The sequence below is a fragment of the Thermicanus aegyptius DSM 12793 genome (genome assembly GCF_000510645.1).
Lineage (GTDB): Bacteria > Bacillota > Bacilli > Thermicanales > Thermicanaceae > Thermicanus > Thermicanus aegyptius.
Genome location: NZ_KI783301.1, coordinates 3,170,631 through 3,192,642, shown reverse-complemented (window position 1 = coordinate 3,192,642; position 22,012 = coordinate 3,170,631). Strand labels below are relative to the sequence as shown.

Sequence of the window (22,012 nt, the reverse complement as noted above, 5' to 3'; positions counted from 1 at the left end):
CACAGCCGATTCAATCTTTCGCAATCGAATCATAATGACGTGAGGTGAGGGCGTTGCGTGTCACCCAAAACATGTTGGCCAATCGTTTTCTTCTCAATCTGAACAACTCCATGAACCGCTTGGACCGTCTTCAGGAGCAGCTATCCTCAGGGAAGAAAGTCTCCAAACCATCGGAGGATCCGGTCATCGCCGTCCGCAGCATCGCCTATAACTCCCAGATCAAGGTGCTGAACCAATATAAACGGAACCTTGACACGGCAAACAACTGGATTCAGACGACGGATGCCGTCCTGCAGGAGGCGGATAACCTTTTTAAGACCATCCGGGAGAAGATGGTTCAGGGGGCGAACGGGGCGATGGATCCTCAGGCCAGGGAGGCGATCGCCCGGGAGATGGAGCAGATCAAGGAACAGCTGGGCAGCATCGCCAACACCAGCATCGCCGGGCGGTACATCTTCGCCGGCAGCGATACGCTGAAAAAGCCTTATGACAATGGTGCCCTTCAGACCACGAATGCGGAACGGATTCCGGTAGAATTAGGGAAAGGCATCTCCATGGATCTCAATATCCCCGGGGTGGAACTCTTCGGTTTTCAGGATACGAGTGGTCGGAACGTCTTCCAGTTCCTCGATGCGGTGGTCAATGCGTTGGATAACAACGGGGATGTGGGGGCTTTATTGGGGAATCTGCAGGAGCATGAGAACCATTTTCTTAAGATCCACTCCGGTCTGGGGGCGAATATGAATCGCCTCGATATGATCCAAAACCGCCTCGACGCGCAGATCCAGAATACGACGGAACTTTTATCGAAGGAAGAAGATGCCGATCTGGCCCAGTTGATTATTCATCTGAATATGCAGGAGAACGTTCACCGGGCCGCTCTGGGTGCGGGAGCCCGCATCATGCAGCCTACGCTGATGGATTTCTTGCGGTAATGGGGTTTAGGTCTTGGTTTTTTGGCTTCATTCGGGCATTCTTCACTCGGGTTTTCTTAGTTGAATGAAGCCTTTCGTTAGGCTTGCAACGCAGAAGCCTCTGCCCATGGGCTAGACATGCCGATGGCTTACCCTTTGCCCTTTTTCAAGGGAACGGGGCTCAAAGCGATGAACGGCGGAAGACGGCTGGCGATATCCGGCATGAATTTCTTCCCTTTTCAAGGGAACGGAGCTCAAAGCGATGAACGGCGATCCGATGATCCTTTGAGCCGATCTTGCCTTCATGGTAGATGATTGTTTTGCTTTATCCCACTTTTTTATCGATAAGAGGAGCATGATGAGAGGAGGGTAACGATGAATCTCCTCCGCCTGCAGATGGATCAGACCTTTGCCCGTCTAGGGCTCCAAATTCGGAAACCTGTGCAGGAGATTACCCAGCCGAGAGCGGAACTCGCCATACGTCAGACACCTGCCCGGATGGAGATCCGCCGGACTCCCCCTGCGGTTCTCATCGATCAGAGCGGGGCCTGGGCCGACATGGGGCATAAGAACCGGGAAGCCTTCTTGCAGGAAGTGGTGGAACGGGGGAGAGAGGGAGTGATGGCGGGGATCGCTCGCCGCGCCGAGGAAGGGATCCGCCTCCGCTCCATCGAGCGTCATGAGGATGCGATCGTCGCCATCGCCCGGGACAAGACATTCCCTGCACCCCTTCCGGCTCAACTTACCTTCATCCCCCGTGTCGGGAGCGTGAAGATGGAAGGGATCCCCGGAACGCTTGCCATCGACTGGAGGCTGGGAGGAGCGGAGATTGCCGCCACCCCCCGGAAACCGGTTCACCGCTACACCCCCGGCAAGGTGGAAGGATACTTGGAGCAGATGAACTCCCTTAAGATCTGGGTCGCTCCCCCGGAACGGCAGGTGGATATTCGCCTATAGCGGCATGGTTTTTTAGTTTTTCCCCCATTTTTGGTTACGTCCTATGGGAACCCGCCATACGGGTATCGATTTAACGAAGCGCACCGGGAAGAATACAACCTAGAGCTGGATTTTTCCATCGGTTTCGGAGAAAATGGAGGAAAGGGGGGAGGCTGCGTGGACGAGATCAAAGTGATGTTCAATGCCATTATGGAGCGGCTCGATGTCCAAGGCGCCAGGCAGGAAGCGATGGCGATGGATCTCCATCAATTGAACGGCAGAGTGGCCAGGCTAGAGCAAGGCTTTGAAGAGATGAAGGGAGAGATCGCCGGTCTGAAGAACGAAGTGGCAAAACTGGAGCAAGGCTTTGGAGAGATAAAGGGCGAGATCGCCGAGCTGAAGAGGGAGATCCGTTCTTTACGGGATGTCGGCGAAGAGCGGGGTAAGAAGCTGGATGCTGTGAGCGACGATCTTCTCCTCTTCCGCCGGGAGACGAAGGCCGCCTTTCGCGGAGTGACGGGGACGATGAAGCAGTTCAGCGAAGATCTTGAGCTTACCATTGAGCGGGTCGATGCCTTAGAACAGATGGCGAAAAAAGCTTGATTTGTTCCAGATTCCTCTAAGTGTAAACTTAGGGGATGATTCATTTTTGGACCTCTTTGCCGCTCATGCGGCACGATCAGATGGTGAAAAAAGAGAGCAAAGTATTTCCATGAAAAGAGAGTGGGATGCATGGAGGATCGTGTGATTCGTTTTGAGCGTGGGTTACCCGGCTTTGCCGATGAGCGGGAATTTCTCCTATTGGATGAGGGAGAAGGGACCCCTTTTTTGACGTTACAATCCGTGGCCCATCCTGAGATTCGCTTCATCGTCGTCTCTCCCTTTTTGATCTACCGAGATTATGAGGTGAACTTAAGTGACGAAGTGACTGAACGGCTGGGGATTGATCAGGAAGAGGATGTGGTTATCCTCTCCATCGTGACCGTTCGGGGAGAACTGAGAGAGGCCACATTAAACCTGGTCGCCCCTGTGGTGATCAACAGCCGGACCCGGCGCGGTGAACAGGTGATCCTGGAGGGAACCCCCTACACGACGCGGCACCCCCTCTTCCCCCAGCACACCCGGAGAAAGGGGGAGGCAGATGCTCGTCCTGAAGCGGAAAATCAATGAATCGATCATGATCGGCGACGGCATCGAGGTGAAGATCCTCTCCCTGGATAAGGATGGCGTCCGCATTGGCATTGAAGCGCCGAAGGAGATGCCCGTCTACCGGAAGGAGATCTACCTCGCCATCCAGGAGGAGAACCGCGAGGCCGTGATGCTGAAGACGGAAGCGATGAAGGGCCTCCAGGATCTTTTCACGCAGAACATGGAAGAGGATTAACCGACCACACCTAGCATCCCATAAACGGAGAGCCTTACATGGAGAGGCGCCCCTCATTAAGCTATTGCGAAGGGGGGTGCTCCCGAAGGGGGATTCTGCTCCCCACGCGAAAGGAAACATCATTCCGTTATCCCCTTCGTTCCAAACTTGGACGTAACTGAGATCTCGATCGGAGATCTCTTTAAATTTTATTTTTTCCTTGCAATAACGATTAAAGATTTTTTCCTAGATGCCGATAGATTAGGTAGAGGCACCTCTTCCCGGCGGCCGACGGGAAGAAGCCTACACCGCAAGGATGCGAGAATCTATAATCAAGGAGGAAAAGAAGAAATGCGGATTAATCACAACATCTCTGCCATGAACACCTACCGCCAATTGGTAGGGAACAACAGCGCCGTTGCCAAATCCCTCGAGAAGCTCTCTTCCGGCCTTCGCATCAACCGAGCCGGAGACGATGCCGCAGGGCTCGCCATCTCCGAGAAGATGCGCGGCCAGATTCGTGGCTTGGACATGGCGACCAAGAATGCCCAGGACGGAATCTCTCTCATCCAGACCGCTGAAGGTGCATTGAACGAAACCCACTCCATCCTGCAGCGTATGCGTGAGCTGGCTGTTCAAGCGGCGAACGATACAAACAACAATAACGACCGTCAAGAACTTCAAAAAGAAGTTAACCAATTAATCTCTGAATTAGATCGTATTTCTACTGATACAGAATTTAACACTAAAAAGCTTTTGAATGGCGGGCTTGGTGGAGCAGTTGACCAAAATGCTACGAATACAACTGTACTAAGTGTAGCAGGGGTGGCTAAAGTTACAACATCTGGAGCTAAAGCTGACACTTATACTATTACTGCTAGTGCTGGTAAGTTAACAATGACAAATAGTGCTGGAACTAAGTCGCAAACTATTACGAACGTAGCTGGCGCACAAATTCTCAATTTCTCTGATTTTGGGATTACAATTGAAACCAACGGGGGTTATACAGTCGATACTGCAGTGGGGGATGTTGTTGTAACTGCTGGATCAGCTACATTCCATATCGGTGCTAACGCAGGTCAGTCCATTCAACTCAGCATCGGTGACATGAGTGCGAACGCGTTGGGCGTAGACACAATCGACATTACTACTCAAGCAAATGCAGATGCCGCAATTACTACTATTCAAACAGCTATTGACACTGTTTCTTCTGAACGTGCTAAACTCGGTGCTTACCAAAACCGTCTGGAGCACACCATCAACAACCTCGGCACTTCCGCTGAGAACCTGACTGCAGCCGAGTCCCGCATTCGTGATGTTGATTATGCTTTAGCCGCTTAAGCGGCACAAGCAGAGTCGTCCTGACTGGTAACGGTCAGCGATTATCACCGGGTGAATTGCTGGAAAACCCTGAGAGCCTTTGATGCCACAACGAAGCTGGAAACGGCAAGCGTGACGGCGAAAAAAATCAGAGGATTGGGCAATCAGCAGCCAAGCTCCTGTCCCGAAAGGGTGGAGAAGGCCCAACGACTAGGATGTACCGCCTAAGGCCGATGGCTACGGCGATGAGATCCGTAGGGGACTATTCTTCCAACTCCGAGATGAGTCTCCGAAGTGCCCGGCCCCGACCAGACCCTGTAAAGGGTGCTGAGGGTGAAGATATAGTCTGGTCCTTATGGAAACATAGGGTGGCAACGATGGCCAAAGAAATGATGGAGTTCACCAAGAACAATATCCTGACCCAAGCCGCGCAAGCAATGTTGGCTCAATCTAATGCCCTACCGCAAGGGGTACTCCAACTCCTGAAGTAGGATTAGAAGGGCGTCCGGTTTGGTAACGAACCGGAGAATCACTGGGTGAATTGCTGGAACTTCCTAAAGCCCGGCCTACCACAACGAAGCTGGAAACGGCAAGCGTGACGGTGTGAAAAAGGCCGGGATGCACCAATGGATGATCAGCAGCCGAGCCCCTGTCTCGAAAGAGTGGGGAAGGTTCAACGACTAGGACATACCACCTAAAGCCGTTGCTACGGTGATGAAGTCCGTAAGGTGCAAACCACACCTGAAGTGCCCAGCCCCGACCAGACCCGTTGAGGGTGCTGAGGGTGAAGAGATAGTCTATTCTGTCGCCGAAAGGCACAGCGGCAAAGCAAGCCAATCAACAACCTCAGGGAGTTCTTCAATTACTCCGTTAAAGAGATCATTCGCATCTCGGCAAAACATCATTGGTTTCATAGGGGGGCCTTTAGCGGCCCCCTATTTATTATATTTAACAAGTTCAGTAAAGGAGTTTGAATAGTTGACTGTTGGTGGAGATGGCATCTACGATTATAATTGATGTAAGATTTGTAAAAATTCACGACCTCTAAGACGTAACCCAGAAATGAAAGGGATTTTCACAGAATCAGATAAGGAGGAGATAAAATTGGAATACTCTAAGGAAACGATTGAGTTAAAGGTTAAGAAGGCAGTTTATAAGTTGCTCAAAGAGGATCTTTATTTACTCCAAAATGATCTCCATGAAAGGACAATTTCCCATAAGCTAGCCTATTATCTTCAGGCAGAGTTTCCTAACCTACATGTAGACTGCGAATATAATAAAAATATTGATGAGGATAATAATCCAAAGAAAATACGTGTACAAAAAGAGTTAGAGGCAGAGTTTAATAACTTTAAAGAAGAGTTGGGGAAGAATTTTTTAAAGAGTAAATATCAAGAAATGATTAATAATGTTTTATACTCAGTCATATCGGTTTATCCCGATATTATCGTTCACCGAAGAAACGAAAGCGAAAACAATCTTTTAATCATTGAAGTCAAAAAAAAGGGGCAAAACTCCAGAAATACAGATTATGATGAAAAGAAATTGATTTGTTACACAGACCCAAAAAATCCTAACAAACTTAAGTATAAATATGGCGTACTCATTAAGTTTAATACAAGTGAAAAAGATCTTGGCGAAGTAACAGGTCGTTGGTTTGAAGATGGTCAGCCAGTTTCTGACGAGATAAAGTTTAATATTGATCACATTGCTCATTGAAAAGAAATTGGTCACACTGGAGACGGTTAGATGCTCAATGGGGACCAGCAGCCTATTCCTATCTCGAAAGAGTGGGGGTGGTTCAACGACTAGTGCGTACCACCTAAGGCTCTCGTTACGGTGATGAAGTCCGTAAGGTGCAAAGCGTACCTGAAGTGCACAGCCCCGACCAGACCCTTTGAGGGTGCAGAGATAGTCTATTCTGTCGCCGAAATGCTCTGCGGCAAAGCAAGCCAATTAAACTCCGCAAAGAGTTCTTCTATTACTCCGATAAACAGAGTGAAAGCCTTGGTGATCTCGCTGATCACCGAGGCTTTTCTCCTTCTATAAGCGAGTTTTTAATTCCTTAGCTTTATACATAACCGACCAGTAAGTACGATTGAGAGAGTTTGCAATTTCATTCCATGATTTGCCCAATTTCCTTAACGAAATCAGCTTCTCAATCTCATCATCGGTATATGGTTTATTCCGAGATGAGGAAGATGGAAGTATGACATGATCGGGATAGAGGTTTTTAAGCCGAGATATCTCGAGATTAAGTCTATGGTCTAAGTCAGTTTTATAAGCGACATTAGGTATATCCTTAACAAAGGGGCGAATGATATTCAAAAAATACCTAACGTCCCTTTCTTTATTCAGTTTAAGGATGAATCCTGTTCCGTCTTTTCTCTTATTTAGGACAAATGATGTCCCAAAATATTGATTGAAGTGAGTCATCAGGGCAGTATTATCTCCCTCTGAAAAACTTTGTGAATAGATTGCAAGATTGGGATGGAGAAAGATTTTTTTATTCTTTTTTGTGATAGAAAGACGCAAAGACCCATCATCCAGATAAAGCGTAGCTAAAAGGAGAGGGTGATCCATGAATGGGAGTAAAATTTTGGGGACCACTTTCTTTCCGTCATGATAAAAGAGATGATGTAACTCAGTAAAAAAAGGATGGGAGTAGGAGTAAAGATGGTGAGACTTGGTGATGTGAAAACCGAGATCCGCCAGTTTCTCCATTTTCCATTTACGGTATTCGAATTGATGAGAGGAGAAATGTTCTTTATAGGAGTAATTTTTACTTCTAGGTGCGCAAGATAAACTGGCATCACCTAATAAGCTGCCAAGAATAATGGACAATTGTTCTTTTGTAGGCAATATAGGTTTGATCTTATTCGAGAAATACTTCTGTTGCCCTACTCTTGTCAACAATCGTTTCCTGTCAAGAAATTCTGACGATTTATGGATTTTCCACTTCATTGCTAATCTCCGTACCTGATGCACAGAAATACCTAATCTACTAGCGATTGTACTATTTTCTTCATTTGGATATAGACGAAGGAAATCCTCTTTTAAATGGTCATAATTTCTTCCCACGTTAATCACCGGATCATATGTTCGGCATTATTATATCATGATCTTCAATTATTGGAAAGAGATTTCTCATGTCAAGTGTTAGTCGAATTAATGTGGTAACCCTTTTTGCACTATATTTGCGCCAATATATTATGTATGATCTAAGCCTCATATATATCCTGAAAGTGGAAATATTTTGTCAAGAGTTCTCATTCGCTTCCGCGACGGCCCGGCACCCCTTCACAGGTTCATTGGCGATCCGGGACCTCTGCTGAGATTACTCCTTTACGACGGGAATTTTTATTTTAACCGACAGGATTGGGGGCTGGTAGGTAAAATCGAGATAGCCATTCTGTTTTTTAACCGTTTCTGCCACCACATAGGCGCCGATTCCATGTCTCCATGAGGAGCCCCCGTCCCCTTGGCCCGGTGTCACCGGGGTTTTGAATAAACGGTCCAACACCTCGCCCGATATGGGCAGGGTGGAATTGCGGATCTCCAGGAGATAAAGCCCGCTGCGGATGGATGAGTAGATCTCGATGACGGCCCCAGGGTTCGCCTTCGCATATTTTTTGGCGGCTTCAAGGGCATTCTCCAGCAGATTCCCGGCCAGTTTCGTCTGCTCCGCAAGCCCTACCGGCATGGAGGATAAGCCTCTTCCGCGCTTTGGGTGGCAAAAACGTTCGTCACACCCTCCATTTGGCTTATGATGTCTACCATTTTCTCTAAATCAAAGGGTTGATCGTCCACGAGCCCCACGCGTATCATTGCCGCTTAACCCCCATCAGCCATTGCTCACCTATCCATAATGCATTCTACCATCATTATAAACCGGAAAGGAGACTTTTCACGACAAGAAAAGAACCATTTACGACCGGCGCGTGGAAATCTTTTTTCCTTCCGGTATGATAGAGACAGAAATTGGACGAAAGGAGCCGGTTGCGTGATTACGGTAGATCGGGTGACGAAAATCTTCAAAACGAAAAAGGAAACGATTTATGCGGCAAAATCTTTCTCCTTTGAGATAGGAAAAGGGGAAGTGGTCGGATTGCTGGGGGAAAACGGAGCAGGGAAAACGACGCTACTCCGCATGATCGCCACGTTGCTTGAGCCGACGGAGGGAAGAATCAGCGTCTCCGGCTTTGACACGATCATGCAGCCGATGGAGGTGAAAAAGCGGATCGGGGTCTTATTCGGAGGGGAGACGGGATTGTATGAACGGCTTACGGCAAGGGAAAACCTTGAATATTTCGCCATGCTGTACGGCATGAGCGAACATGAAATCAAGGTAAGGATTGACTCATTGGCCGTAAAGTTTGGGATGAAAGAGTATTTGCACCGCCGGGTAGGCACCTTCTCCAAGGGAATGAGGCAGAAAGTGGCGATTGCCAGGACCTTGATCCACGATCCGGAAGTGATCCTGTTTGACGAGCCGACCACGGGACTGGACATCACCTCGGCCAACATTTTCAGACAACTGATTCACCAGCTTAGAGGGGAAGGAAAGACGATCATCTTCTCCAGCCACATCATGGAGGAGGTTCAACTGCTTTGCCAATCAGTCATCATGATTCATAAAGGAGAGATGATCTATCACGGTTCCCTTCAGGATCTTTATGAGGAGGAACAAAGCAAGGATCTGAACTACATTATGATGTCTAAAGTGGTGAGGGGGGCTTAAAATGGTGTGGAAGATCTACTTAAAAGAGCTAAAAGATGCCTTTCGCGACCGTAAAACCTTATTCCTAAGCGTTTTTGTGCCTGTGATGATGATCGCCGCCACGTCATTTCTGTATGAATATCTCTTTTTTGACTCAGCGGAGAAGGTGGAGAACATTACGGTCGGGATCTCGGATAAGACGGACCAGGCTGCGCTGGAATGGCTCTCTACCCTGGAATATGTGAAATTCGTAAGGACAGAGGATCCGCAAAGGGTGGCGGAAGCGGGCGATGTGCAGATCGCCATGGTGGTGGATGATGCGTTTGTGCAGAAGCTGGAGCAAGGCCTGCCCACCAAGATCACCCTCTATGCGGACCAAACCAGCATGAAGGTGAGCAGAGCCGTTGATCTGCTCCTTGGGGAATTAAATCAGAAAAAGGATGAGATTGTGACGAGCCGACTGGTAAAGGCGGGGATCGATCCGAAGCAAGTAACCCCTTTTGCTGCGGAAGTAAAATCATTCTCGGAGAAAAGCGAGACTTCCCTCTTGCTGCTCTCCATGCTTTTCTCTCTGATCATTGTCATGTCCGTCATGTTGGGGGGCTTCCCCTCTGCGGTTGATCTCTTCGCCGGAGAAAAAGAAAGAAAGACGATGGAATCGCTCTTGATCACCCCGGTCAGCAGAATGAAGTTGATCGCGGCCAAATGGCTTACCGTCGCAACGATCGGTACGTTGAGCGGACTCTTTGCCATTGCGGCATTTGTACTCATCGCCAAAACGGCCGCTCCCAAACTGGGGGAGGGACTGATGTTTGGGGAGCAAACGCTTCTACTTCTCACCTCCGCAATCGTCGGGATTCTCCTCTTTGCCTTTCTCTTCGCTGTCGTCCAGATGATAATCAGCATGATGAGCCATACCTTTAAAGAGGCGCAAAATTATATTTCGCCCGTCATGTTTCTGGCGCTTGTCCCTTACTATCTTCTGATAGGAGTTGCGCCCAATGAGCTGCAGAGCTACCACTTCCTGATTCCGTTTATGAACACATTCGCGCTGCTGAAAGAGCTTATTTACGGGATCTTTTCCTTGAGCCATATGCTCTTCGTGGCGGCCAGCTCCATTCTTTTTATCCTCATCGGTTTTCTCTTCGCCTATGTAATGTTCAGGAAAGATAAATGGGTGCTTGGCAGGTAAAAGGGATTCATCTTTGTGACGAGGAAGATCTGAGAAACCGTACTGATTGGAAATGGGGCGATCCTATTGAAGAAAAAGGAAGAGAATCTTTTCGTTTGGTACATTTCAGAGTTGATCTTTGGGATTCTGGGCCTGTTCCTGATATGGTTGGGGGAGCTACCGTGGAGCATTTTCCTTCAGTGGGGGAATCCGGGAGTCGATTTTTCCCTCGGCACGCTGGTTGCGGTCCTGAATATAGGGATACTTTCGGGTATGGCCAAGTTATTTCCGGATCTGTTTTCGAAGTTAAATGATGAAAAGGCCCGATCAAGGTCCCGGTTTTTCATTCAGCTTAATTATGTCCATTTATTTGCTTTAATGGCTTTGGTCGGTATTGCGGAGGAGATTTTTTTCCGTGCCGCTTTTCAATCGATTTTGATTATGGTTTTGCCGTCCGTCCCCCTCGCAATTGTCGTCGCCTCCGCCTTTTTCTCTTTGGCGCACATGAATAACATACGGAAACCTTTCGCCTTGGTCTCTGTTTTTATCGTTGGATTGACCCTCGGCTGGCTCTTTTGGTTTACCGGAAATCTTTGGGCGGCCGCTTGGAGCCATTTTTTGTACGATATCGCCCTGATTTTGGGAAGCAAATGGGCTTACAAGAGGGACCCTTCTTTCTTGCAAGGGGAGGACGAAGCTATCCATGACCCCATTCCGACAGAGGCGCGGGAGAGAGATAAAGAGCGTGAAGGGGAGAGGAAAATTTGGGAAAGCCAATGGGTTCGGTTCCTTTTGGGCTTCTTGGTGGGTCTCGTGGTCATTCTCCTGATCTTTTTCCTGAAGGGGTGAAGCATTCCGGATAATGCCTCCTCATTGACCGGGTTATTCCAGCAATCCATTGGATAACATGGTACATCTTATTCAGCTTGAATGGAGACGTGATGACAGGCGGTTTCCAGATCCCGATAAATCCGGTTCAAAGGATTTTTTTCCCTCAATATGCTCATGCCCAATTTGGGGAAAATTTCCTGGACCATGCGTCTCATCTCCTGCGTCGCCTCTTTCGCCGCCTTTCCCACTCGCTTTGCTTTTTCCTCCTGTAATGCCTCCCCCTTTACCACATCCGCCCAGGCATCGTCCACTTCTCTGAGAAAGTCTCCTCTGAACCGGATCATCCTTTCTGTCATCATGGATAGATCAGCGGGATGCCGGTCGAGGATGGTATGGAGCGAGGAAGGGAATAATGGATTCATAATCCGTTTCCGCTCATAGGTTTAAATTGTATTTACTCTTGCAAAAAAAAAAAAATAAAACAAGATGCAGGAATAAAAGGAAATCTGTCGAAATTAATAATAATTAGGTAACGAGAGTTGACAATGATCTAAGCATTCGTTTTATTGTTAGGTTATATAACCCTTGTATGGTAACCACCCAAATGCATTGACATATTCTAATACATTCCGTTTACAACATAAGGATTTGAGGAGTTTGATACCTATGCTGGCATCTCTTCATCCGGCCTACTCAGAAGAATCAAAGAAACTTCATGAAACGATCAAGTATATGGATATGAAGATTAAACAGCTAGAGTCCCAGGTTAAAAAAGTACCGAAGAATCTTGATGAGGAAATAGCTCGTCGTACAGATCAGGAGTTATATCATAAATTAATCGAGAACCAAGAAAGTCCATATTATGGCCGTATCGATCTCATCGATCAAGAACTGAAGCAGAAAGAGACCTATTACATTGGAAAAGCAGGGATACCTAAAGAAGATCGTACGACGTTATTAGTTATTGACTGGAGAACCCCTATTGCCATGATTTTTAACCAATACTCCGGCGCTGAAGAAGAAATGACTTATACGGAAAAAGAAAGAGAGATTAAAGTTAAGGTTCTACTAAAACGAAGAATCGACATCGTAAAAAAAGAGATTAAACAAATTATCGACACGGTATCGGCCAAAGGAAAAACAGCGGAAGAACTTTTATACCACGATCCTTATCTTATCCAAGTCCTACAAAGAGACGGGAAGACAGGAAATCTGCTGGTCATCGTAGAGACCATTCAAAAAGAACAGGATCAGATCATTCGTGCCCCGTTGGAAAGACCACTGGTAATCCAAGGGGCGGCCGGTAGTGGGAAGAGCTCCATTGCTCTCCACCGTCTCTCCTACCTCATTTTTAATCATAAGACGATCAAAACGGATAGACTAATCATTTTTGCGCCTAATCAACTTTTCCTATCTTACATTGCCAACAGCATAACAGCTCTTGAACTAAAGGGGATGAAGGCGATCACATTTCTTGATTGGGCAAAGGAGCGACTTGGGCAGATTAATGTGATTCCCCTTCATCGGAGATTGGATCAAATTCTGGTAGGGAAGGAGGAATACATAGAAATACGAAAGATCGGCAAATTTAAAGGATCATTACAATGTAAAGAAGGAATAGAGCGATATATACACTTTATCACGGAACAAGTTGTACCTATGGAGGATTTTGAAATCAATCCTACCATCTATTTACCTTATTATAAAATAAGAAAAATCTTCTTTGATGATTATCGAGACTATCCGCTCAATAAAAGGATAGAGAAAACCTTAGAATTCATTGAAACGTTCGCAAAGGATTATCTTAACGAACAGCTGAAAAAATTAGATGAACAATTTGAATCGGAATATTACCAATGGGTAGAGCATTTACCCAAAGGAAGTAGCAGGCGCCAGGAGGCAAATGATTACATCAAAAGCCGTAATATCAAACGGAAAGAAGCTTTGACGAATGAAGTTAGACGAGCGCTCAGTGAGTATAAGGAAAAGTGGATCAGACTAAATCCCGTAACTGTGTTCAGGGAACTTTTCTCCAATCGGGAACGGCTGTTGGAACTTTATCGAGACCTGAGTGAAGATATGGTGGATAAAATCGTTGAACGGCTACAACATCTGAAGAAAAATAAGGCAGTCGATTATGAAGACCTAGCTGCAATTCTTCATTTGGACATTCTCATCAATGGGATAGGAGCCTATTTCGATCATATTGTGATTGATGAAGCACAGGATTATTCTCCCTACCAAATGGAGATGATCAAAAGACTTACACGGAACGGGAATTCACTTACCATTCTTGGCGACCTTGCCCAGGGGATCTATGATTATAACGGCATTGAAGATTGGTCGGATCTTCAAAGTCTATTTCCTAACATGGAATATCGACAAATTACGTTTAACTATCGGTCTACCTATGAAATCGTAGAACGATCCAATCAAATCTTGGAGAGCTTGGAGAACGCAAATATTCCTATACCTGTCCATATCGGTAGAAGGGGCAGTAAACCTAAATTGGTTTACGTAGATGAACAGAAGAAGTTGGTTACCGAGATTGGGAAAGAGGTAACCCATTTTTTAAAAACTACGAATTATAGGGTGGCCATCATCACCCGGAACCATGAAGAGGCCAAACGATTTTTTACGGAATTACAAGAACAACACGGATTGAAGATTAATCTATTAGACGAGACGATGACGGGGGAAAATAGCAGGGCTGTAATCTTACCCATCACTTTGGCGAAGGGGCTCGAATATGACGCGGTCATCCTTGCCGACATCAATCAGGAGCATTATCCTCGGCATCCTTTTTATGCAAAACTGTTGTATGTAGCGCTAACCCGTGCCTTACATGCCGTAACCATCTTTTATACCAAAGAGCTTTCGCCCTATTTTAAAGATACGATTCACATCGAAACATCTATGCCGCAATCGCCCGGCGAATGGCTAAACATCCTTAGTTGGGGGAGGAAATTTCGACATTTTACACCTCGAGAGGATGATATCGTAGATCAATATGTGAAACGCCTTATCTCAAATAAGGAATCACCAACTGATGTGAATGACCAATTAAAGAAAGTTTGGGAGAAAGTCAATAAGCTGGGATACAAACCTGCCGAAAGAAAGGAAGAAGTAAGTTGATTGAAAATGAACAAATGGAAAAGTTGGATGAGAAGACTGAATTCAAGAATCTGAAAAAGGAGCTGGAGAAACTTCAGAAACCAATCCGTAACATTCTCTCTTTAAAAGGGAATGATCCGGATTATTTAGACAAACTGGCAAAGGAGCTAAAATCCATACCTTCCGAGGATGACCTCCTAGTACAGCTTAAAAATTGGAGGGAGAAAGCAAATGCCTTTTTGGATCAAGCAAAATTGGGAAGAACCAAGCAATTTAAAAGGATAGAGTCTTCATATATACGTGCGCAGAGAGAAAAATCGAAAGCGATCCGGGAAACCAATGATGGTTGGCGCGTAGGGATATTAGAGCTTGCCACCAATCCCATTTCTTCTCAAGTTCGCTTTCTTTACAATCGGGAGGTCGTTGTCAATTGGAAGCCGGTTTCCGGAGAAGATGATATTACGAAATATGAAGAAGAAGCGTTGGCGAAATTGGAGAAATACCTGTTGCCGAAGGATACACTGCTTCAATATTTTCCTCTTGCTTATAAGAGAGCCTTAGAGAAGGGAGTGGAAACGAAATCAACCCCTCGCGTTCCGATTTTAACGTTTTACCAACAACTCCGCCTTTTGTTACTTCAAATGGAAATGGAGAAAAAGAGAATTGATGCAAAACTAAGTTATGGTGAGTTTCCCAAATACGCCTTTCTTTATAACCTAGATTGCTTTTTTTCATACAGCAGTAACCTCCCCCATTCGGAACGATTAATCTTACAAACGGGTAGCCAACAGGAGGTGGCTCAGGGAAAAGGTATGGTTGTGAACGGTTTACATCCCCTAGAAGATTACAAAGTCATGTGTTATGTCTTATCCCTCGGGGGTGAAAACAATGCCTCTTCATGAAGATAGAGCCAATATGCTCGTAGAAGTAATAGAGGCGTTAAAAACGATCGCCCAACATGGACATCTAACCGATGAGAGAAGTGCCCTTATAGATGTTGGTACTACAAAATACATCAATTTTTTCGAAGAAGAGATCCTTGATACCTTTATTTCACAAGGAGGAGCCACTTGCCGTTTTTATGAAGGACCTTCCGGATCGGGAAAGTCACATCTGCTTAGCCTTCTTTACCATTTGGGGATCAAGAAAGGATATATCATCTATAGGACTGCCTTATCGGATGATCTACCTCTTGATGACTGGCAAGGGATTACGAAGGAGATCCTAGCCAATATGGAGATGGTGGTAGGCAACCAACATATCCAATCGCTCCCTAACATATTAAAAGAATTAAGTAAAAATCCTCAATATCAAATCGATAAACTGGGAAAGACCCCGCTCCCCCATGAGGGGATAAGGAAAGCGATTATTTTTGCCATGAAACATAGTCAGGGATTAGACGAAACTCAATGGGAGGTACTCAGTCGCAATATTCTCGGTGAAAAAACAACGGTAAAAGACTTTAGTGGCGCAAAATTTGCAAGGTTTTTCAAGGGTTCCCTTACAAAACGAAACGCAGAAGTTTTCCTAAAGACGGTTCTAACCAGCTTACACATGATCGGTGTTCCGGGACTTCTTCTCCTGTTTGATGAAAATAATAAAACACTTACGACCTCTCCTACCAGACCATCCAATAAATTTAAGAAAGCAGCTAACCTCATAAGGAGGTTGATAGACGGGACTACCAATGGAACCCTAGTCGGTACGGGTGTTGTTTTTGCGGTTCTTCCCGGTTTTTTTAAACATGTGAATGATACATATCCTGCCCTTGGTCAACGGCTCATGATGAATCGAAACGTCGCTGAAGGAATCGGATGGCGATCGCCCGTCCTACCGATTCAATCCGTCAATGAAACGGAGAGTCCTGAGGAATTCCTCCGAGGAATGGTTGAACTACTTCTTCGTTACTTTCAAGTTCGTGAAAGTATGAAAGAAGAGTTGTACCGGCTGGGAGAAGAAGTGTTAGAAGCGCATGCCGGCGCCGATTATCGCCGGGCATTGATCAAAAGGCTGGCTACACATTTAATAGCAAACATTGAATCCATCAGGTAGATGGAAGGGAGAGTTGGGAGATGAGGGAATCTATCCTTACGACCTTTGAGAATATGGCGGCGTATGGGACGGCCCCGGAGAATAGAGTCATCCAATTTACCGCCGGAAGTGAGGAATTATTTGCGCGATTAGATCAAATCTACTTAAAAGAGAGATTTTCTAGAGGAGAATCCGATCAGAAGTTTGTGGTGGGACCATTCGGTTCAGGCAAAACTCATTTTATCAACCATCTGATGGAATTGGCGCGAGAGAGGGATTGCGTTACGAGTAAAGTAACATTAAATAAAGAGATCGATTTTACGAAGACACTCGTCGTATATCAAGAGGTGATCAGGAATCTTACCACGAATAATGAAACATATGGCTTAAAGGAGCTGCTTTTGCAAATTAAAGAACGCAAGGAAAAAGATAGTACGAATGCTTTAGAAGATTTATTTTTTCAATGGATCAATGGATTAGACAAGTATCAATTTAAATTAAATGAATATGGCAAACTGATGAAACGAGCTTTTCTAGCAATCTATGGAGAGAATGAGATTGAACTGGAACCGATTCTACGTTGGCTGAGTGGCGAGATTGGAAATAAACATTTGGCCAGGGATTTAGGGTTATCTCCTATCTCCGGCAATGAACAGAACCGCTATGCACAACGTATGCTCCATTCATTGTTCCAGTTTATCAAGCACGCGGGGTTTCAAGGGACTGTGGTTACCTTTGATGAAGCGGAACAGGGGTTTCAAGTGGAACGCAAGAAGGTAGCGAGAATTCATTCTCTATTGATGAGTCAACTTAACTCCTTAGTCGAGCTACGGAATGGAGCCGTATTCATCGTTTATGCGCTTACCCCCGATATGATCGAGAAAATGGAGAATTTCGCCGCATTGCAGCAAAGGCTGGCAGATCCAGGTCCTGGAATGGGCTTTTTTGATGGGAACACATATGCCCCCGTCATAGACTTAGCGAAGCGTGGCGATCCCATACAGGATCTTAAATCGATTGCATCTAAGCTGACCGGTGTATTCCTTTCCTACTTTTCTCAGGAGATCATCGTTTCGCAAGAAGAGATCAATCGTAAGATCGTTGATATCGTAACGGAGACGATTGAAAGTGAATACTCAAGTAGCAATCGTCGAGAATTGGTAAAACGGACTTGTACATATCTGTTATCCCTTTTACCGGGGAAAAAAGAGATATTGGCCACAAGAGCCACTGTTGAAGATGAGGTGTAGCGGGAAATGGAATGGAAAATAGGAATGAGAGTGAAACACAAACAGTTGGGATACGGGATTATTAAAGAAATAAACGGGAATCAAGTCCATCTGGCACTTGAAAATTACAATCAGTATAAGTTTCCGGCTTCGATAGAAGATCTTGATGTACCAAAGGGGAACTTGTCCCGTAAAAAAACGATTGAGGCATTGCGGTTTGGCTTGGTGCCTCAAGAGGAAATCGAGCGTCTTACCATCGGATACGGTCTGCTCAAAGAATGGGTTGATTTCCATCTAGATCGATTGGAATATTCCCAACCAACCGTGTCGGTAATTCATGGGCCATTCGGCACGGGGAAAAGCCATGCCCTTGAAATCACAAGATATATTGCCTATCAAAGAGGATTTTTAATCGCAAGTGCCGAAGTTGACGGGCAGCATATTAGCTTAGCGAAGCCGAGCAAATTGTTTGGTGAGATTGCTCGAACCCTGAAGGGAAAAGATTTTGAAACAGAGATTCCGTTATATGAGTTGTTTTTCCATACGATCCACAATGGAAATCCGAAACCGCATCTATTTCGCCAGGAGGATTGGCTTGGCGCGAATTATGATTTGATAAAACAGATTCAGCAAACTAACTTAAGAGAGGAACTGGCTGAAGATGTTGAAAAGGTTCTATCGGGTAATGATGAGGTTGATTCTATAAGGATAATAAAAGATCAAATCCGTAAATATCCGTGGTTTTCGGGTAGAGGGATCGAAGTAATGCCCGTCTTTACCCGAAGTTCACAGGTGGAAGAGTTTCTCAAAGCCTTAATCGGTTATGCATATCTGGCTCGCCTCATAGGAAGGAAAGGGTTGGTCATCACGATTGATGAAGTGGAAGTTGAATCTTCAATTCTCCCTCCTAGTGAACGGAGAAAGGCAATCATGCTGCTGGATCGGTTGTGGAGTTACTTTGAGGATCAAAAAGATGAGTACCCGAATGCTCCTTTTGCGCTCATTTTTGCAACGGTTGAGGATGATTCCGAGATCAATCAGGTCATCGATCATTTGGTCGAAAAAAGCGGGGGGAGGCCATACGAATTACCCTATTATAAGCTCGATGAGTTAATTGCACTTGGGAGAGAGATAACGGATCTTTACAAGGAAGCCTATTTCATACCGATTGAAAATGATACCGATCTAATGCAGGAGATCATAAGCCGATTTGCCGATCGCATATACCAGAACAATGGTGTGATCAGAGATTTTATCAAAAGTTTTATGCATGAATTAGATCGACGATATGGGCCGCCAAGGAGAATAGGAAATGAAAGAGGAACTGTATGAAGATCGACAAATTCATAACCGTTTAGTGCACACTTGGCATGCTTTTTTTCAGAGATTTGGACGACTTACTCCGGTACAGAGAAGGGCAATCCCCCTCATTTTAGAGGGGGAGGATTTACTGGTATGCGCAGCCACGGCGAGCGGAAAGACAGAGGCGGCTTGTGCTCCGCTCATCGATAGGTATATAGACCGCGATGAGGCGTGGACCATCCTTTACATTTCCCCGACGCGCGCCTTAGTAAATGATCTGTATCAACGGTTAGAACCTCCTGTCTCTTCCCTTGGCTTACAGATTCAAAGGAGAACAGGAGAATATAAGAGCAATCTAAGACGCCCCCCACATTTACTTCTTACGACACCGGAATCATTTGACAGCATGCTGTGCAGAGGAAAACTGCCTAACCAATTTGGCCACCTATTGGCGCATGTAGTTGCCGTTGTGTTGGATGAAGTACATCTATTCCATGGTACTGCTCGTGGAGAGCAGATTCGCTGGTTGATAGAGCGGTTGCGGAGGTTGAGAGTTGAGGCGCAGAATAAGCGATGGAGCAAATCTAAAGAGGTGCAAATCATCGCATTAAGCGCTACGGTTCCTGAACCGGATGAAATCTTGAAGGCTTATTTACCTTCAGGCAAGAAGTTAATTCATCCGGGCCAACGGGAGATTGAGGCGGAAATTCGCCCCGTTTCTCAACGGATCGATCACGAGATAGCGGCTTACATTCGTAACCTCGATCGTCCGGCGAAGATTCTGCTATTTTGTAATTCCCGTCAGCGCGTAGATCATCTTTCCCGTCTGTTAAATCGCCGCTTAGAGAAAGATGGATATCAAGTTTATCCCCATCATGGTAGCCTTAGCAAGAGACTGAGGGAGGAGGCGGAAGAGGCAATTCGATATCGGGAGAAGGTGCTGATCGTTGCCACGTCTACTTTAGAACTCGGGATCGATATTGGCGATATCGATCTGGTCATGCTTGATGACCCAGCACCAGATATTCCTTCTTTCTTACAGCGGATAGGAAGAGGGAATCGGCGCACCAATCGAACGAGGGTAATCCTTTTCTCTTCCACTGATCTCAATCAGTTCATACATAAAGCGATGGTAGAAGCGGCAAAGATCTCTTGGCTTGGAACGGGTGTAAAAGGGAAAAATTACGCCGTAATACGTCAACAGATTTTTTCATATATCTTTCAATCTCCTATAAGATATCGAAATCGTGATCAACTTATTCGCTTTGTGAATCATTTATCGGAAGACGAAATTGGAACATTCATGATCGATTATCTCCTTGATCGGGAGGAATTAGTAGAAGATGAGCGAGGAATATGCCTTTCGGAAGAATGGTTGGATAGGGGAATACAAGGGATGATCCATTCCAATATTGAGGGTAGTTATGGATATGAGATCATCGATGAAAGAAGCGGCGAAAGGATCGCGAAGGATGTTAACTATAACGGTGGAAATATCATACAAGTTGCCGGTAAAATTTTTAACATCCGGACAGTTACCGATCGAAACATTGCAGTTCAGCCATTGAAGGGAGATGCTTCATTTCGAAAACCGGAGGAGAGTAAAGAAGATTGGAGTTATTTCTCTTCCGGAAATAAATCGACGGAACATGCGCTCATCCTAAGATGGTACTTAAAGCTTGAGAAAGAGCTTTGGCCTCGAATCAACACCGGATCGGATACATTGATCTTCCATCTCGGAGGTGTAAGAAGGAGGCTCCTTCTAGAACTTTTAAGAGAGATTCACCGACTTGATCAAAAAATTTGGATTAATAATTGCTATATAAGGTATGAATCTCAGCAGATCAAGGAATTGAATTGGTTGCGTTTCCCGCCACCTGAAGCGATCCGAAGGCAGATTGGAAAAAAAATAAACTATTTGGAAAAAACCCTTGGTAGACCTATGGCAAACGAACATATTCCTAAGGATCTTAGGATCCAGGAGATCGAAAGTTGGCTCAATTTGGATGAAGAAAGAAAGATCATTTCCCAAGTAAATATCACTGATCAAATACCCGACGAAATCAAAGAGATTTTTTTAAAAGACGATTTACCGACAGATGACTGACGTAATTGACAATAGATGAAATAATATTTTTGTAAAAAAAGAATCGAACGGCAGTTTGCTGATAAATGGATATCGTCACGATATGATAAAGATAAGATAAGTGTTGGATCGCCTTTATACAATGTAGTTCATGATTAAAGGATGATGATCTATGATTATATTCCCTTTCTCAACCTAAGAGGCAACATAACCCAATTATATATGATTGCCGGCAAGGAGCACTGCGATGTTAAATGATACCTTAAAGGATCTAATGAATCAAAGTCGTCAAAAACGCCATAAGCTCCTATTTATTGTGGAAAAGGATATTGACCATCTCGATCAACTTTTGAAAGTAATGTGGGATATTGCAGGAAATGAAGCGCGAAAAAAGCTCGAACAATTCTTTTTAAAATTTGGGTACTGGTACCGCCTGAAAATGAAAGCCTACGCGATCGGGCGCTTGAACTTTTAGACGATGCGACGTTAGGTGAGCGCCTGATGCTTCATTGGGGACTTATCCTCATGGCCTATCCCTATTTTCGTGAAATGGCAGGGCAAGCAGGACGCCTTCTGCAGATTCAAGGGGAGTTTTCAACGATACAGATTAGACGAAAGATGAGCGCACTTTATGGGGAAAGAGAAAAAGTAAATGTGGCTACAAAGAAAATATTAAAGACATGGAAGGATCTTAATGTTATCCTTCCAAAGGAAAAGGCGTTTATCGGACAGGTTATTCCGATCACCAATACAATGGTCAAACAATGGGTCTGCGAAGCTTACCTACGTGCCACGGGAAAAGTGGCGGTGGAGGTAAACCATCTTCACGAGGAACCAAGCCTTTTTCCTTTTCAGTTTACATTGGTAGAACAGGAATTAAAAGAAAATAAGCATCTTCAACTTATCTATGGACAGGAAGCTATTCGCGTAGGCATTCGGTGATGTGAATCTATAAAAGAAGCACATCAATCACTAAAGAAAAGAATTATGACAAA

General features: G+C 45.3%; 24 protein-coding genes. 19 read left to right on the top strand and 5 right to left on the bottom strand.

The annotated features are described in order from the left end of the window. Positions 1–53 precede the first annotated feature (53 nt). From flgL to THEAE_RS23930, 7 genes are all read left to right on the top strand, one after another. A complete protein-coding gene (flgL, locus tag THEAE_RS0117040) occupies positions 54–935 on the top strand; it encodes a flagellar hook-associated protein FlgL (protein ID WP_028988259.1) in 882 nt (293 codons plus the stop codon). A 354-nt stretch (positions 936–1,289) separates the two neighbouring features. After that, positions 1,290–1,871: a DUF6470 family protein gene (locus tag THEAE_RS21580; RefSeq protein ID WP_052330123.1), complete on the top strand. Its 582-nt coding sequence runs from the start codon at positions 1,290–1,292 to the stop codon at positions 1,869–1,871. Positions 1,872–2,027: 156 nt separating this feature from the next. Continuing rightward, complete coding sequence (locus THEAE_RS0117025; protein ID WP_028988257.1) at positions 2,028–2,453, top strand: hypothetical protein; 426 nt, start codon at positions 2,028–2,030, stop codon at positions 2,451–2,453. A gap of 129 nt (positions 2,454–2,582) precedes the next feature. Beyond that, a complete protein-coding gene (gene fliW / locus THEAE_RS0117020) occupies positions 2,583–3,020 on the top strand; it encodes a flagellar assembly protein FliW (RefSeq protein WP_028988256.1) in 438 nt (145 codons plus the stop codon). After that, positions 2,992–3,234: a carbon storage regulator CsrA gene (gene csrA / locus THEAE_RS0117015; RefSeq protein WP_005586583.1), complete on the top strand. Its 243-nt coding sequence runs from the start codon at positions 2,992–2,994 to the stop codon at positions 3,232–3,234. Before fliW ends, csrA begins: the two co-directional genes overlap by 29 nt. A gap of 330 nt (positions 3,235–3,564) precedes the next feature. Continuing rightward, positions 3,565–4,554: a flagellin N-terminal helical domain-containing protein gene (locus tag THEAE_RS0117010; protein ID WP_028988255.1), complete on the top strand. Its 990-nt coding sequence runs from the start codon at positions 3,565–3,567 to the stop codon at positions 4,552–4,554. 194 nt (positions 4,555–4,748) lie between these two features. After that, positions 4,749–5,024, top strand: a complete 276-nt coding sequence (locus tag THEAE_RS23930; protein ID WP_084213601.1) for a flagellin — start codon at positions 4,749–4,751, stop codon at positions 5,022–5,024. Here the strand turns inward: THEAE_RS23930 and THEAE_RS23310 are convergent. Then, a complete protein-coding gene (locus THEAE_RS23310; RefSeq protein ID WP_169729939.1) occupies positions 4,984–5,370 on the bottom strand; it encodes a hypothetical protein in 387 nt (128 codons plus the stop codon). The two genes, THEAE_RS23930 and THEAE_RS23310, sit on opposite strands and share 41 nt — an antisense overlap. 267 nt (positions 5,371–5,637) lie before the next feature. Here THEAE_RS23310 and THEAE_RS21570 point away from each other — a divergent pair, with 267 nt between their 5' ends. Then, positions 5,638–6,252 carry a hypothetical protein gene (locus THEAE_RS21570; RefSeq protein ID WP_052330122.1) on the top strand — a complete coding sequence of 205 codons (615 nt, stop codon included), beginning with the start codon at positions 5,638–5,640 and terminating at the stop codon, positions 6,250–6,252. A gap of 324 nt (positions 6,253–6,576) precedes the next feature. Here the strand turns inward: THEAE_RS21570 and THEAE_RS0116990 are convergent, their stop codons facing one another. The 3 genes from THEAE_RS0116990 to THEAE_RS23740 all read right to left on the bottom strand — a co-directional run bounded on the left by THEAE_RS0116990 (position 6,577) and on the right by THEAE_RS23740 (position 8,361). Further along, a complete protein-coding gene (locus THEAE_RS0116990) occupies positions 6,577–7,497 on the bottom strand; it encodes a hypothetical protein (RefSeq protein WP_052330120.1) in 921 nt (306 codons plus the stop codon). A gap of 373 nt (positions 7,498–7,870) precedes the next feature. After that, positions 7,871–8,236, bottom strand: coding sequence for a GHKL domain-containing protein (locus THEAE_RS21565; RefSeq protein ID WP_052330119.1), 366 nt, complete (start codon positions 8,234–8,236; stop codon positions 7,871–7,873). Then, positions 8,227–8,361, bottom strand: a complete 135-nt coding sequence (locus THEAE_RS23740) for a response regulator (RefSeq protein ID WP_281169589.1) — start codon at positions 8,359–8,361, stop codon at positions 8,227–8,229. The genes THEAE_RS21565 and THEAE_RS23740 overlap by 10 nt, the downstream gene beginning before the upstream one ends. A 175-nt stretch (positions 8,362–8,536) precedes the next feature. Here THEAE_RS23740 and THEAE_RS0116975 point away from each other — a divergent pair, with 175 nt between their 5' ends. The 3 genes from THEAE_RS0116975 to THEAE_RS0116965 all read left to right on the top strand — a co-directional run bounded on the left by THEAE_RS0116975 (position 8,537) and on the right by THEAE_RS0116965 (position 11,273). Continuing rightward, positions 8,537–9,274: an ATP-binding cassette domain-containing protein gene (locus tag THEAE_RS0116975; protein WP_028988253.1), complete on the top strand. Its 738-nt coding sequence runs from the start codon at positions 8,537–8,539 to the stop codon at positions 9,272–9,274. 1 nt (position 9,275) lies between these two features. Continuing rightward, complete coding sequence (locus tag THEAE_RS0116970) at positions 9,276–10,445, top strand: ABC transporter permease (protein WP_028988252.1); 1,170 nt, start codon at positions 9,276–9,278, stop codon at positions 10,443–10,445. Positions 10,446–10,511: 66 nt separating this feature from the next. Then, on the top strand, positions 10,512–11,273 hold the full coding sequence (locus THEAE_RS0116965) for a CPBP family intramembrane glutamic endopeptidase (RefSeq protein ID WP_028988251.1): 762 nt from the start codon (positions 10,512–10,514) through the stop codon (positions 11,271–11,273). 68 nt (positions 11,274–11,341) lie between these two features. Here the strand turns inward: THEAE_RS0116965 and THEAE_RS0116960 are convergent, their stop codons facing one another. Then, a complete protein-coding gene (locus THEAE_RS0116960) occupies positions 11,342–11,677 on the bottom strand; it encodes an acyl-CoA dehydrogenase family protein (protein WP_028988250.1) in 336 nt (111 codons plus the stop codon). Between the two features lie 244 nt (positions 11,678–11,921). Here THEAE_RS0116960 and THEAE_RS0116955 point away from each other — a divergent pair, with 244 nt between their 5' ends. The 8 genes from THEAE_RS0116955 to THEAE_RS0116920 all read left to right on the top strand — a co-directional run bounded on the left by THEAE_RS0116955 (position 11,922) and on the right by THEAE_RS0116920 (position 21,959). After that, positions 11,922–14,390, top strand: coding sequence for a HelD family protein (locus THEAE_RS0116955; RefSeq protein ID WP_028988249.1), 2,469 nt, complete (start codon positions 11,922–11,924; stop codon positions 14,388–14,390). Then, positions 14,387–15,271, top strand: a complete 885-nt coding sequence (locus tag THEAE_RS21560; RefSeq protein WP_052330117.1) for a hypothetical protein — start codon at positions 14,387–14,389, stop codon at positions 15,269–15,271. Before THEAE_RS0116955 ends, THEAE_RS21560 begins: the two co-directional genes overlap by 4 nt. Beyond that, complete coding sequence (locus tag THEAE_RS0116945; protein ID WP_028988248.1) at positions 15,258–16,421, top strand: BREX system ATP-binding domain-containing protein; 1,164 nt, start codon at positions 15,258–15,260, stop codon at positions 16,419–16,421. Before THEAE_RS21560 ends, THEAE_RS0116945 begins: the two co-directional genes overlap by 14 nt. A 20-nt stretch (positions 16,422–16,441) precedes the next feature. Next, positions 16,442–17,650, top strand: a complete 1,209-nt coding sequence (locus THEAE_RS0116940; protein WP_028988247.1) for a BREX system ATP-binding domain-containing protein — start codon at positions 16,442–16,444, stop codon at positions 17,648–17,650. Between the two features lie 6 nt (positions 17,651–17,656). Beyond that, the gene (locus THEAE_RS0116935) at positions 17,657–18,961 is read left to right on the top strand and encodes a BREX system ATP-binding domain-containing protein (RefSeq protein WP_028988246.1); all 1,305 of its coding nucleotides are present in this window, start codon (positions 17,657–17,659) and stop codon (positions 18,959–18,961) included. Then, the gene (locus THEAE_RS21555) at positions 18,942–21,038 is read left to right on the top strand and encodes a DEAD/DEAH box helicase (protein WP_052330116.1); all 2,097 of its coding nucleotides are present in this window, start codon (positions 18,942–18,944) and stop codon (positions 21,036–21,038) included. Before THEAE_RS0116935 ends, THEAE_RS21555 begins: the two co-directional genes overlap by 20 nt. A gap of 226 nt (positions 21,039–21,264) precedes the next feature. Continuing rightward, complete coding sequence (locus THEAE_RS0116925) at positions 21,265–21,492, top strand: hypothetical protein (RefSeq protein WP_028988245.1); 228 nt, start codon at positions 21,265–21,267, stop codon at positions 21,490–21,492. A gap of 26 nt (positions 21,493–21,518) precedes the next feature. Beyond that, complete coding sequence (locus tag THEAE_RS0116920; protein WP_028988244.1) at positions 21,519–21,959, top strand: hypothetical protein; 441 nt, start codon at positions 21,519–21,521, stop codon at positions 21,957–21,959. Positions 21,960–22,012: the final 53 nt, after the last annotated feature.